Annotated in this window: 13 protein-coding genes; 6 read left to right on the plus strand and 7 right to left on the minus strand. The window is 63.8% G+C overall.

The features are described 5' to 3' along the window. Positions 1-15 precede the first annotated feature (15 nt). Positions 16-405: an SRPBCC family protein gene (locus ABIB36_RS03700; RefSeq protein WP_084347289.1), complete on the plus strand. Its 390-nt coding sequence runs from the start codon at positions 16-18 to the stop codon at positions 403-405. A gap of 1 nt (position 406) precedes the next feature. On the opposite strand, the gene ABIB36_RS03705 is transcribed toward ABIB36_RS03700, so the two are convergent. Genes ABIB36_RS03705 through ABIB36_RS03720 form a run of 4 tightly spaced genes read right to left on the minus strand, consistent with a single transcriptional unit; the run spans position 407 to position 3,646 of the window. Continuing rightward, entirely contained in the window at positions 407-622 is a 216-nt protein-coding gene (locus ABIB36_RS03705; protein ID WP_256895664.1) for an autophagy-related protein 2, read from the minus strand. Positions 623-658: 36 nt separating this feature from the next. Beyond that, positions 659-1,315 (minus strand): LuxR C-terminal-related transcriptional regulator, encoded by a 657-nt coding sequence (locus ABIB36_RS03710; RefSeq protein ID WP_179142327.1) that lies wholly within the window; start codon positions 1,313-1,315, stop codon positions 659-661. Continuing rightward, the gene (macS, locus tag ABIB36_RS03715; protein WP_354559188.1) at positions 1,315-2,445 is read right to left on the minus strand and encodes a MacS family sensor histidine kinase; all 1,131 of its coding nucleotides are present in this window, start codon (positions 2,443-2,445) and stop codon (positions 1,315-1,317) included. The genes ABIB36_RS03710 and macS overlap by 1 nt, the downstream gene beginning before the upstream one ends. Continuing rightward, a complete protein-coding gene (locus ABIB36_RS03720) occupies positions 2,438-3,646 on the minus strand; it encodes an AI-2E family transporter (RefSeq protein ID WP_084347471.1) in 1,209 nt (402 codons plus the stop codon). The genes macS and ABIB36_RS03720 overlap by 8 nt, the downstream gene beginning before the upstream one ends. An 88-nt stretch (positions 3,647-3,734) precedes the next feature. Here ABIB36_RS03720 and ABIB36_RS03725 point away from each other — a divergent pair, with 88 nt between their 5' ends. The 5 genes from ABIB36_RS03725 to ABIB36_RS03745 all read left to right on the plus strand — a co-directional run bounded on the left by ABIB36_RS03725 (position 3,735) and on the right by ABIB36_RS03745 (position 9,033). Beyond that, complete coding sequence (locus ABIB36_RS03725) at positions 3,735-5,189, plus strand: adenylate/guanylate cyclase domain-containing protein (RefSeq protein ID WP_084347469.1); 1,455 nt, start codon at positions 3,735-3,737, stop codon at positions 5,187-5,189. A 30-nt stretch (positions 5,190-5,219) separates the two neighbouring features. Beyond that, the gene (locus ABIB36_RS03730) at positions 5,220-6,377 is read left to right on the plus strand and encodes a lysylphosphatidylglycerol synthase transmembrane domain-containing protein (RefSeq protein ID WP_354559189.1); all 1,158 of its coding nucleotides are present in this window, start codon (positions 5,220-5,222) and stop codon (positions 6,375-6,377) included. Positions 6,378-6,505: 128 nt separating this feature from the next. Next, the gene (locus ABIB36_RS03735; protein WP_354559190.1) at positions 6,506-7,057 is read left to right on the plus strand and encodes a YceI family protein; all 552 of its coding nucleotides are present in this window, start codon (positions 6,506-6,508) and stop codon (positions 7,055-7,057) included. Between the two features lie 119 nt (positions 7,058-7,176). Further along, the gene (locus ABIB36_RS03740; RefSeq protein ID WP_084347467.1) at positions 7,177-7,539 is read left to right on the plus strand and encodes a DUF3054 domain-containing protein; all 363 of its coding nucleotides are present in this window, start codon (positions 7,177-7,179) and stop codon (positions 7,537-7,539) included. A gap of 45 nt (positions 7,540-7,584) precedes the next feature. Further along, complete coding sequence (locus tag ABIB36_RS03745) at positions 7,585-9,033, plus strand: peptide MFS transporter (RefSeq protein ID WP_084347283.1); 1,449 nt, start codon at positions 7,585-7,587, stop codon at positions 9,031-9,033. 12 nt (positions 9,034-9,045) lie between these two features. On the opposite strand, the gene ABIB36_RS03750 is transcribed toward ABIB36_RS03745, so the two are convergent. The 3 genes from ABIB36_RS03750 to ABIB36_RS03760 form a co-directional block, all read right to left on the minus strand. Continuing rightward, entirely contained in the window at positions 9,046-9,777 is a 732-nt protein-coding gene (locus ABIB36_RS03750; RefSeq protein WP_084347282.1) for a sulfite exporter TauE/SafE family protein, read from the minus strand. A 6-nt stretch (positions 9,778-9,783) separates the two neighbouring features. After that, on the minus strand, positions 9,784-11,430 hold the full coding sequence (locus tag ABIB36_RS03755) for an NTF2-like N-terminal transpeptidase domain-containing protein (RefSeq protein WP_354559191.1): 1,647 nt from the start codon (positions 11,428-11,430) through the stop codon (positions 9,784-9,786). A gap of 96 nt (positions 11,431-11,526) precedes the next feature. Continuing rightward, positions 11,527-13,338, minus strand: coding sequence for a penicillin-binding transpeptidase domain-containing protein (locus tag ABIB36_RS03760; protein WP_354559192.1), 1,812 nt, complete (start codon positions 13,336-13,338; stop codon positions 11,527-11,529). Between the last annotated feature and the right edge of the window lie 25 nt (positions 13,339-13,363).

Raw genomic sequence — 13,363 nt, forward strand, 5'->3', positions numbered from 1 at the left:
GGTACAGCCCACAGTATGGAGATCACGATCGATGCGACCGGTTCGGCTCCCGCAGGGATTGTGTGGGAGCGCTACATGAACCCCGATATGTGGTCGACGTGGGCGCCACAGATCAGCGGGGTCGACTACGACGGCGAACGGCTGGTTGCCGATACCTCGGGCAGAGTCGAGGGACCACTCTGGATTCGGATCGACTTCCGCGTGCTCGCCGTCGACGAGGCGGCTCATACCTGGACGTGGCAGGCCTGGTGGCAGAACCGCGCGCTGGGCTTGACGCTGACCCACGGCGTCGAGTCCCATCCGGCCGGTTCACGGACGTGGTTGACGGTCGACGGCTTTCCCGGGCTGGTGCTTCCGTATGTTCCGATCGCCAAGCTCGCCCTCAACCAGTTGGTCAAGAGCTGAGCTACTCGGTCCGCGTCGTGGTCTTCGGGTCCGTCTCGGTGTCGGTGACCTCCGCGGCATCAGGGGTCGGGAACGTCGGCTTGTCCCCCGACCCGTCGAGGTGGTCGTCGAACTCGCGGACGGCCTCCCCACGCTCGGCCGCGCTCTGCGCACCGTCCGCATCGAGGCCGGCCGACTTCTCGGTCGGGTCCACCGTCGTATCCACTGGCTTGTCCATCTCACTCATGGGGTGGGGTTGCCCCGAGCGGGCGGCTCACAAACCCTGTTCGATCGCGTAACGCGTCAGCTCCACCCGATTGGCAAGCTGCAGCTTGCGGAGTGTGGCCTGCACGTGATTTTCCACCGTGCGATGGCTCAACGTCAGTTTGGTCGCAATCTGCTTGGCGCTCAATCCCTTTGCTACCAGTCGTAGCACTTCGGTTTCGCGGTCGGTCAGCGTCGGACGTAGTAATTCGGTGTCGTTCGCGTCCGCGGGGGCAGTGGCGATACGGCGATACTCCCCGAGGACCAGCCCGGCCAGACCGGGAGTGAACACGGCTTGCCCGGCGGCGGTGGCCCGGACAGCGTCGAACAATTCCTCGGCCGATGCACTCTTGACCAGGTATCCGCTGGCACCGGACTTGATTGCGTCGAGCACGTCACCGCGTTCAGCGGAGGCAGACAGCACCAGAATCCGACTGTTCGGTGAACCGAGCAGTACCTGGACCGTCGCGTCGGCACCGTTGCCGTCGGTCAGGTGCATGTCCATCAGCACGACGGCCGGTTGCGTGGCCTGAGCGCGACGCCCCGCGGACCCGACTCCGTCAGCGGTGGCGACGACGTCGAATCCGGCCGCATCGAGGTCGCGTGCCACCCCGTCGCGCCACATGGGGTGGTCGTCGACGACCATGACCGAAATCTGCTTCTCCATCACTTCCGCTCCCTCGGTACTCGAATCTCCCACTCGGTCCCCGTCCCGATATCGCTGTCGAGCACTGCTGTGCCGCCGAGCATTTCAACTCTTCCCAGTATCGACTTGGAGACGCCCATCCGGCCTTCCGCCTCAGCTTCAGCGAGGCGGCCGGCAGCTATCCCGACGCCGTCGTCACGGATGCTCACGATGATGTCGCCGGCCACATCTTCGAGCAGAACATACGCGCGCGCAGCCGATCCCGCGTGCAAGGTCACGTTCGACAACGCTGTCGCGAGAACGGCAGCCAGCTCCTCGGCGACGGGTTCGTGGACGAGTACGGGATCCGTCGGGGCCGAGATCGACACCGTGGTGCTGCCCTGCGCTCGGAGCAGACTCCCCAGGTCGACCTCTGCATCGCCGGTATCGACGCGGCTCGGGTTCCCCTGCTCGGAGATCAGCATCCGCAGTGCAACTTCTTGCTCACCGGCAAGATCGGCGAGTTCACCTGCAGCACCGCCAATTTCGTTTCCGCGCCGACGAACCAGCGCCAACACTTGCAGGACGCCGTCATGCACCTGGCGTGCGAGTCGTTCGCGCTCTTCGGTGATCGCCGCGAGCCTGATGGCACGCGCCAATTCCGAGTGTGCGCGTTTGGCGGTGTTACTCGCCAACCCGAGCGCAAGCCCGACCGACACCAGAACCGGCGCTGTCGCATCCGTCCACAGATCGAAGTTCACCTGATCGCGTACCAGTGCGCTCACGGCCGCGAGCACGATCGCCGACGCGATTCCGCCCCTGGGCCCGAACAGAATTGCCGCCGAGATGACCGCATTGGTGGCCCACAATGTCGTCGGGAGAGTTTGGTGAGTGCTGTACCACTGAGGATCGGCGACCAACCGAGTCGACGCCATCAACCCGATGACGACGAGTTGGTCGGCGAACACCACCTTCCATCGCGGGATTCTCTTCTCCAAGAGAAGCGCTGCCGAGACCCCGGTCCACACTGCCATCAACGCCACGAAGAACCAGCTCAGGCGCGGATTGCTGTAGGACGACATCGAGGCGACCTGGTAGCTGACTGCGTAGAGCAGGGTGACGAATCGAAACACCTGCGACGCGCGCCAGAGCGGAGTCAATGCGTCAGTCATCGGGCTTTTCGAGAGTTCCTGGGTCGAGTTGTCGGCTACGCGGGCGTGGGCTGTCCTCTGTGGCCGGGAACAGCGGCTCCGACGGGTCGTGTTCCTCGAGTTCCTCGTAGACCTCGTCCGGGTCCTCTGCCAGCAGTGATCGGATTGCCGTGTTGAGCACTGCCACGACCGGAACGGCCAGCAGGCCACCGATGATGCCTGCCAGCAGGATTCCCAGGGTGATGGCGAAGACGACGGCCAAAGGATGCAGCCGCACCGCGCGTCCCAGTAGGAGGGGTTGCAGTACGTGCCCTTCCAGTTGCATGACTGCGACGACGATGCCGAGCGTGATCAACGCGGTGATCAGACCCTTGGTCACCAATGCGATGAACACTGCGACGAATCCGGTCAGGAAAGCACCGACAATAGGGATGAAGGCGCCGATGAACACCAACGATGCCAGCGGCAAGGCCAAGGGCACACCGAGAATGGCCAGCCCGGCCCCGATACCGACAGCATCGGCAGCGGCGACGGCGACCGTCGCGCGAACGTACCCGATGAGGGAGCCGAAGCCCTGACTTCCGGCGAGGCGAATACGGCGCCGCGCCGACGTCGGGGCAAGCCGGGTGACGAAGTTCCAGATCTGATCGCCGCCGTAGAGGAAGAAGATCAGCGTGAACAGTGTCAGCAACGCACCGGTGAAGAGCTCACCGATGAACGTCGCGGTGGTCAATGCGCCGGACGTCACCGCTTCCTGGTTGTCCTGGACGGCCTTGACGGCGTCGTCGCTCGTCTGTCGGATCTGGTCCTCACTGATGTGGAGTGGGCCCGTGGACAACCAGGACTGGATGTCGTTGATGCTCGTGGTGAATTGATCGCCGAGTTGCGGTAGTCCCTCGATGAATTGCTCGACGACGAACGTCATGATTCCGACGACGACACCGATACTGGCGATGATGACTACGACGACTGCTGCGGACCTGGGAACTCCGCGTCTCTGCATCCAATCGACGATCGGCACCAGCATCGCCGAAGCCAGCAGCGCCAGTCCGATGGGAATGAACACTGTTTCGAGCCGGATGACGACGTAGCAAACAGTGAGGAATCCGGCGAACAGAACGAGCAGACGCCACGTCCATTCCGCTCCGACACGCACCAAGGGATGAACCGAATTCGCGGGCGATCGGGCACCGGAAGGCTCCTTTGGTGCTTCTGCCCGCAGCTCGCCAGTACCCACCCGGTAAATTTAACCTGTGCTGGCATCTTTCCGAGCGGTCTCGCTCACCCTGAAGAGTCGCTGGCCGCTCTATATGGTCTCGATGGGCCTGTCCAACCTCTTCGGCGCGGTGCTCGTATTCGGCTTCGTTCGCTATGGGCTGCCCATTGCCGAGTCGGAATCGATCATCGCGGACCGATCACGCAATGTCTGGATCTTCGGCATCTATCTGCTGGTCGGAGGCGGGGTCAGCCTCTATTACGCGTCCCGCATGTTGCGGACGGTGGTTCGCTGGCAGCTGCGGGGTGGCCCACCCACCCGTAAGGAACAGATGACTGCGCTGCACGCGCCGTTGCGTCAAGCAATCGTGCATGCCGTTCTGTGGGTCATCGGGGGTGTCCTGTTCGTCGTCCTGACGGTCGCCGAAATGCCGTCGCTCGCCGTCGCCGTCATCGTCACCGTGGTCATGGCTGCCACCGTCACCTTCGGATTCACCTACATGCTCGGCGAACGGATCCTGCGCCCCGTCGCTGCGATGGCACTGAGCGAGGGTCGATTCGACCGCACCATGACCCCCGGCATCGGCACCCGGATGGCGATGACCTGGGGTCTGGGCACCCTGATGCCCGTCATCGGCATCATCTTGCTCTGCGTGACCCAGCTGACCACCGATCTGGTGTTCTCCCCCAATTCGCTCGCGATAGCGATCATCCTGCTCAGCGTCCTCGCTATCGGGCAGGCATTCATCCTGTCGATGCTGACGGCCAGCCAGATTTCCGACCCGATCCGGCAACTGCGTCGGGCGATCGAGCGGGTCCAACGCGGTGAGAACGACGTCGAGGTCGACGTGTTCGACGGCAGCGAGATCGGCCGACTTCAGGTCGGCTTCAACCGCATGATGGAGGAGTCCGCGGAACGGCGCGTCCTGCGTGAACTGTTCGGCGCACACGTCGGCGAAGATGTGGCGCGCCGTGCATTGCAATTCGGTACCGAATTGGGAGGCGAGACTCGCTTCGTCGCGGTGCTCTTCGTGGACATGGTCGGGTCGACGGCCACGGCTTCCGAGCGTCCTCCCAGTGAGGTCGTCGTCCTCCTCAACGAATTCTTCCGCGTCGTCGTCGACGTCATCGATCAGCACAACGGATTCGTCAACAAGTTCATGGGTGATGCGGCACTCGCCATTTTCGGCGCGCCCCTCGACCGACCCGACGCGCCGACCGCTGCGCTCGCCGCAGCTCGTGACCTGCGGTTCGCCCTCAACGACATCACCGGACTCGACATCGGTATCGGTGTGTCGGCGGGACTGGCCGTCGCTGGGAACATCGGCGCAGCCGAGCGGTTCGAATACACCGTGATCGGTGATCCCGTCAACGAAGCGTCTCGATTGACCGAACTGGCCAAGCTGAGACCGGGCCGCGTTCTCGCGTCGACGTCCGCGCTCTACTTCGCCAGCGACGAGGAACAGGCGCATTGGGAACTCGGTGATCAGGTTCAATTACGCGGCCGGCGTAGACGCACGCATCTCGCGTGGCCGGTCGAGCATCCCTGACAGCCGTCGCAGTGTGGTTACCCTGTGAAGGTGGCCGAACCAAGACCGGAGTCCGTCCCCGACGGGCCACGGAAGCGGAATCGTCTCCGCTGGTTCAAATGGGTCGTCGGGATTGCCCTGGTCGCACTGCTCATCGGCGAGGGAATCTACCTCTGGCCGCGGTTGCACGAGTCGTGGAAGGCCCTCACCGAGATCCATTGGGGATGGCTCGCTGCATGTGTCTTTGCGCAAGCACTCTCACTGAGCGCGTTCGGCCGGGTCCAGAAGCAACTGCTCGAAGCCGGCGGAGTTCGCGTCCGTCAGTCCAAGTCGGTCTCGGTCATCTACGGCAGCACTGCCATGTCGTTGACGCTGCCCGCCGGACAGGTCTTCTCCACCGCGTTCACTTACCGTGAGACCCGACGGTGGGGCGCGAGTCCGGTAGTCGCCTCATGGCAACTCGCGATCTCCGGAGTCATCGCGGCGGCGGGACTCGCAGTCCTCGGCGTCGGTGGCGCCCTGCTGGTGGGCGGAGCGGTCAACACGTTCACCCTGGTACTCCCCATTGCGGGCGTCGTCCTGATCGTCCTGGGAGTGCGGTACATCTCCGCCCACCCGCAGGCGATACGCAGCACAGCCCGATGGACGTTGCGCAAGATCAACGACTTCCGCAACCAGCCGGCCGATACCGGCGCCGAGCGCATCGACGAGATCATCGAGCAGGTTCAATCGGTTCGACTCGGCACACGCGACGGCGTGCTCACCCTGTCGTGGTCCGCGGTTCACCGACTCGCCGACGTCGCCTGTCTCGGCTTCGCATGCTTCGCCGTCGGCGCAGACCCCCGACTCTCCGGACTGCTCATCGCGTTCGCCGCAGGCAAGGCCGTCGGATCCGTGCCGCTCGCACCGGGTGGGCTCGTCATCGTCGACGCCACCCTGATCGCCTTTCTCACCAGCGCGGCCAGTATCAGCGCGTCACAGGCCGTCGCAGCCGCCTTCGTCTATCGCGGTGTCAGCTTCATCCTCGTCGCGATCGTCGGCTGGATCGTGTTCCTCGTCCTGTTTCGCAACCACCGCCACGAGAACCTCGAATACGACATCGCGGTCGAACAGCGGGAAGCCGTCGAACAGCGGGAAATCATCGAGCAGCGGGAAATAAGGGACCTGTACAAGCCGCGGGCGGACAACGTCGATCCCGAGTCTGGATAACGAGTTCTTCCCTCCCACTCGAAAATTGTGATCGGCATCTCTATTCGGCATGCGGGAATAGATTCGGACTCCGGTCCGCTTGTGTACTAGGCAACTTGAACCTTCAACCCACCATTAGAGGAGCTCACATGACCACCGCGACCGCATTGCCAGAATTGTCCGCAGGCACCTGGAACATCGACCCTTCGCACTCCACCGTCGGATTCTCCGTGCGCCACCTCGTCGTGAGCAAGGTCCGCGGCCGTTTCCAGGCCTTCACCGGCACGATCACCGTCGCCGCCGACGGCACGCCTTCCGTCGCCGCCGAAATCGACGTCACCTCCATCACCACCGACAACGCGCAGCGCGACGGCCACCTCAAGACTGCCGACTTCTTCGAGGTCGAGAAGTACCCGACCGCCACCTTCGTCTCGACGTCGGTACAGCCCAAGGGTTCCGACTTCGTCGTGACAGGTGACTTCACCCTGCACGGCGTCACCAAGTCGATCGACCTGGCACTCGAATTCAACGGCGTCAACGCCGGCATGGGCAACGGTCCGGTCGCCGGCTTCGAAGCCACCACCACCATCAACCGTCGCGACTTCGGTCTCACCATCGACATGCCTCTCGAAGGCGGCGGCGCAGTCGTCGGCGACAAGATCACCCTGACCCTCGAAATCGAAGCAGGTCTGGCTTCCTAGATCGTCACTTTCACCAGAACGGGCCCGCGGACATACAGTCCGCGGGCCCGTTCTCTATTGTGGGACCGGTGAGCAAGCGCAACCCGATCATCGCCGCCGTACCGGGCCGTTTCGCGCCGCTGTACATTCCCGCAGTCATAGATCTCGTGTTGGTCCTGATCTTCTGCGCCATCGGTCGACGCAGCCACGACGAGACGGGTGCACTTGCCGGATTGGCGACGACCGCCTGGCCGTTCCTGATCGGCGCCGTCGTCGGCTGGGCCGCCAGCTGGGCGCTCTACCGTGACAAGTTCGACGCGTTCCTTCTTCTCCCGACCGGCATCATCGTGTGGGTGTCCACCGTCGCCATCGGCATGGTGCTTCGGGCGATCAGCGGGCAGGGCACTGCCTTCAGCTTCGTCGTCGTCGCCACGACCGTGCTGGCGCTGTTCCTTCTAGGCTGGCGCGCCCTCGCAAGAGTTGTATCCGCCCGGAAAAACTGACCCCATCGGCCCCATCGGGGCCGCCGCACGTGGGACAGTTCTGTAATGGCCGATGTGACGGACAAGCAGGACACCGGATTCTTCGGGCAGCCATTCGCACTGGCGAACCTGTTCGGTGTCGAGATGTGGGAGCGCTTCTCGTTCTACGGGATGCAAGGCATCCTCATCTACTACCTCTACTACTCGGTGTCCGACGGCGGACTCGGTATCCCCGAGAGCTCGGCGACCTCGATCGTCGGCGCATACGGCGGCACCGTGTACCTGTCGACGATTCTCGGCGCGTGGATCGCCGATCGACTTCTCGGTTCCGAACGCACCCTGTTCTACAGCGCCATCCTCATCATGTTCGGCCACATCGCACTAGCAGCGCTACCCGGGTTCCTGGGGGTCGGTGTCGGATTGATCCTCGTCGCGTTCGGAAGCGGCGGCCTCAAAGCGAACGCGACATCTTTGGTGGGAGACCTGTACGAGGAGAAGGATCCTCGACGGGACGCCGGCTTCTCACTCTTCTACATGGGCATCAACATCGGCGCGTTCATCGGCCCGCTGCTTACCGGCTTGGCCTGGGACAAGATCGGATTCCATGCAGGCTTCGCGCTCGCGGCTGTCGGTATGGGGCTCGGCCTCATCCAGTACACGCTCGGCCGGAAGCATTTGCACGGCATCGGCGCTGTCGCCCCCAATCCGCTCCCCTCGACCGAGCGAACCAAGTGGGTCGCGATCATTGCGGCAGCAGTCGCCGTCATCGCCCTGCTCTCGGTGTTCGGGGCGATCAGAGCATCGAACCTGTCCAACGTCGTCGTCGGAGTCACGGTCGTCGCGGCTATCGGATACTTCGCGATCATCCTGTCCAGCAAAAAGATCACCTCGATCGAACGTCGTCGGGTCATCTCGTTCATTCCGATGTTCATCGCCAGTGCGGCGTTCTGGTCGCTGTTCCAGCAGCAATTCACCACAGTGCCGCTCATCGCCGACACCGAACTGGACCGTAACCTCTTCGGCTGGGAGTTCCCGCCGTCGTGGGTGCAGTCCATCAACCCGGTGTTCATCATCATCTTTGCGGGCATTTTCGCCGCAATGTGGACCAAACTCGGTAACCGTCAGCCCTCGACGCCCCTGAAGTTCGCTGCAGGCGTGGGCATCATGGGCGTTGCTTTCCTCGCATTCGTGCCTGCCCTCGCAGGCGACAACATGCCACTGCTCGCCCTGATCGGCATCTTGCTGATGTTCACCTTCGCGGAGCTGTTCCTCTCCCCGGTCGGCCTGTCACTGTCCACCAAACTCGCACCGGAGAACTTCCACACGCAGATGGTCGCGTTGTTCTTCCTCTCTGTCGCTCTCGGCTCGGCCATGGCAGGCACTCTCGCCGGCTACTACGACCAGGACAATCCGAACCCGTTCTTCTACAGCGTGGGAGCTGCATCCATCGCGGTCGCCGTGGCGCTGGTTGCTCTGACGCCGTGGATCAAGAAAATGATGAGCGGTGTGAAATAGGAACGCCTGCAGCTATTTCCACATCAACCATGCTGCGAGCCCGAGCCCGAGAATTCCGACAGCGATGCGCAGGAACGTCGGGGGAATGAGCTTGACCACGGGCGGGCCGCAGTAACCACCGCAGAAGGCCCCTATCGCCAGCGCCAGCGCAGCGAGCCAGTCGACTTGACCGGAGAACGCAAAGATCACGGCCGCAACGAGGTTCGCGACGCCCAGAAAGAAACTCTTCAGAATGCTGGCGCGCCATATCGTTTCGGATGTGGCGATCAGGGCGAGCGCCAAGAAGATCACCCCGGCACCTGCCCCGAAGTACCCGCCGTAGACAGCAACCAAGAACAGTGCGAACGGATACAGCGTCGGAAACTCTCGATTTCCGGACAGCTTTCGAATCCTCGGTTGCAGTAGCAGCGCGAGGGCCGCGAACGCAACGAGGAACGGCACCACCACCTCGAAGGATCCCGCGGGCGCAACGAGCAGAACGACGGCGCCGACCAGCCCACCGGCTGCCGAATAGACGGCATACCGAACCAGCTGCTTACCGTCTTTGGCGAGCTCGGCCGAAGCATTCGTCGTAGCGCCGACACCGACGGCGACCATCGCCACCGTGTTGGTGACGTTTGCGCTCACCGGAGGCAACCCTGCTGCCAGTAAGGCTGGATACGACACCAGCGACGCCATTCCGGTCACGAAGCCGACGAGGCCGGCGAAGTAACCGGCCACCACGAGCAGACCGAAATGGAGCACAGGGGGTTACTCGGCGATGCCGGAGTCCATGCCTCGGATCAGACGGGTACTCATCTTCACGGCCTGGTCCGTTCCGTCCGCGTCTTCGATGTAGACCGCAAACGCAAGGTCGCCTCGGTTGGCGATGAACCACCGGTCGTCGCCACTGATACCCGCGAACCCTGTCAATCCCGCGTACGCGTCGAGCCCTTCGGCATGAGCAGAGTCCACCAACATCTTTCGGAGCTTGGCAAGAGCTTCGGGCGGAATCGAATCGGTCGGCTGGTCGGCGACGGCGGTCTGACCGACGACGATCGACGGTAGGGGCGCAGCTCCACGGGAGATCGCCGCACCCATCTGAGCCAGGCCGAACGGCGTCATCGACTCCGTGGAGCTCTCGTTTCCGACGGACCGGATCCGATCGATCGACCCACCCGGTCCGGAACGCTGACCGGCGAAGGCGTCGAGTCCGGGCATCGAGTAGTTGACCCCGAGGCCGAGCTCAGACGGCGTGCCTGGGTTATCACCGGACTGCAGGGCGTCGAGCAATGCCGTTGCCGATCCCGTCGGATACATCCCCGAGAACGCAATCTCCCCCTGCTCGTTGGCGTAACTGTTCTGAGCAGCCGCGACGATGGCACCGGTCGACGGCACGATAGCCACGATCGACGCGGACGTCCCGACGCTGACCACGGCATCCTCGGCGGCCAGCTGAATCCGGGGATCGAGCGTGGCATGCAGGTCCGGACCGGCAGGACCCTGGAAGCCGACCTGACGCACCGGAATTCCGTCGGCACCGACGACGTCCACTGCCCAACCGGACGTCGCGTCGCGGCCAAGTTGCCAGGCGTCGCGAATGGAGTCGAGCAACGGGGAGGTGATGCGTCGATCGCCCGCGATCAGTTTGGGTGTCTGCGAGATCACGACTCCAGGAATGGCACGCAGATCGTCCTCGAGAACCGCGAAGTCGTCGTCGCGCAGGTTGACCGCGAGGACTGGTGAACCAGGTGCGGCATTCAGCTCGGAGGTCAGCGATTCTGCAGTGATCAACGGCGCCACGACGTCGATGACGTCGGCGAGTCGCGACGCGGACGCTGCCGGGTCGGGCATCTGCGCTGGGTCGAGGGAGACGGCGTTGATGGTGCGTTCGCTCATCAGGACGTTCTTGGCAGCGTCGAACACCAGCGGTGGCGGCGCGTCCGTTCGGGTGTAGTGCACTGCACTGGCCAGGCCCGGTGCAAGGATCTCCGGTTCCCAGGTGATCCGCCAGCCGACGCTCAATCTCTTCGTGCTGCCGCGCGTCGAGTACTTCCAGTCCTTGCCCTCACCGAAGTTCCACGCCGAACCGAGGGTGAAGAACCCCGAGTCCTGGTCGAGGTCGATGAACTGCGAGAGTTCGAACTGCGAGGATGATTTTCCGCCCGCGGACAGGCCGTCGAACATCTGCGAGATCGATGCCGCCGCCGCGTTGGGGTACGAAGTCAGGTTGGCGGCTGCATCGACGTCGCGGTCGTTGAGTGCCTCGACGAAATCGGACACCGTGGATTCGGCCCCGCCGGTGGGGCGATCGAGGGTCCACGTAGCAAGTGATGCGGCCAATACCAAAATTGCGCCGAGCGCCACCACATATCGGACACGAATACGACGAGGCATCAGTGACCTTCCAGAACTCATGGGTCACAATATTCACTGTAGCCACAAGGGTAACAAGCACGACAGACATACACTCCGGTCACGATTGGGCCACACCAGGTATTTGCCTGCTGGACCCTATCGGAGGAGCTTACCCGCTGCTTCGAGCGCGGGACCCGAACTTTGACCACCCGCTACGAAGACCGCAAAAGCAAGATCACCCGCGATCCCGACGAACCAACCGTGCGCGATCTCGTTGTTCGGCCCGAACTCGGCAGTTCCGGTTTTACCCAGTAGGCCGGGGATGTCCTGCAACTGCGTGGCCGTGCCATTGGTGACGGTCTCGCGCATCATCGCCTTCACCTGTTCGGCTACCTGCGGATCCACGGGTTTCGGCGTCGCATTCGCTACACCGGGCTGTCCGTCGAGAAGCGTCGGAGCCTTCAACGCACCACTCGCGATCGACGACGCGACCAAAGCCATCCCGAACGGTGACGCCGTCACCTGCCCCTGACCGATGGCGGATTCGACGCGTTGCGCCGGCGTAGCTGCGAGAGGGACGTTGCCGGTGACCGAGGTCAGCCCCGGCGTCACATAGTCGACACCGAGGCCGTACTGCTGTGCCGTCTGCTGCAATCCGTCGGCGGGGAGTCCGACGCCGAGGCGGCCCATCGTCGTATTGCACGATCGGGCGAATGCCGTGTGCAGCGGGACGTCACCGAGATCGAAGTTGTCGTCGTTCGGAATCTGGCGGCCCTCGATGTTCTCGGTCCCTGGGCACGGCAGGATCGTGTCGGGGGTCGCTGTCCCGGCTTCCAGCGCCGCCGACGTCGTCACTGTCTTGAATGTCGAACCGGGCGGATACAGACCCGTAAGCGCGATCGGGCCTTCGGCGTCCGCCGCAACGTTCTGCGCGACAGCGAGGACGTTGCCGGTCGAGGGCTGCAACGCGACGATCGCCGCCTGCTGCGGCAACGACGCAAGAGCGTTCTCGGCTTTGATCTGAAGGGCGGAGTCCAGCGTGGTCGCGATGTCCGGTGCTGGCTGCGCGTCGATTCCCGCCAGCGGTTCCACGGATCCGTCGGCCTTGACCGACTGAACGGACCAGCCCTTGTTGGCGTCGAGTTGTTGCTGCCACAGCTCCGATACCCCGTTCAGCGCTGGTGACGCGAGCGCGCGATCGGTGGTGAGGAGCCGGGCCTGCGGCGCAAGCGTCACACCGGGCATTGCGGCGAGTTGGGCGGCAATGGGATCGACGTCGGACGCTCGCAGCGACACGAGAGTCACCGTCTTACCCTGCGCACCCGCGACGTCGGCTGTGATCGACTGCGCAGTGATCGTCGGAACGATCGGTGTCACGAGCGCTGCGACGGCCGCAGGATCGGCGGTGGCGTCGACGTTCACGAGCGTCACTACCTGCTGCGACATCAATTCGCGTCCGGCACGATCGAACACCTTGGCGCTCACGAGCGCATCGGTCGGCGTGAACCGGATGGTGCGCTCGGCCGCGAGGGTCGGGGCCAAGACGGCGGGGTCCCAGTCGATCCGCCAACCCTGATCGGTCTCGGTGGCCGTTGCAGTTGTCGCATATTGCCACTGCTTCGGTTCACCGTCCGGCTCCTCGGTACCGTCCTGCGTCGTCGAGAAACGCCACGTGGCATCCAGAGTGACCGTCCCGCCCTCCTCGGAGGTGTCCCCGACGGTGAAATCGGGTGTCGCCGTCACCGTCCCCCCGGCGCTCAGGCCGTCGTACAGGCCCGTCAGTGCTGCGGCCGCGGCGGCCGGGTCCGTAGTCAGCGCGGCGGCTGCCTCGGCATTTCCACCGTTGACCGCGTCGACGAACTGCTGGGCTGTGGTGTTCGGTTCCGGCGGACCGTCGTCCGAGCAACCGGCAAGTACCAGCGCGGTGACGGCAACGAGGGCGGACACCGTTCTCTTCGAAGTGAGCACGGGACGATCATGCCTCAAACGTGGC

The sequence above is a fragment of the Rhodococcus sp. UYP9 genome (assembly GCF_040547235.1).
Taxonomy (GTDB): domain Bacteria; phylum Actinomycetota; class Actinomycetes; order Mycobacteriales; family Mycobacteriaceae; genus Rhodococcoides.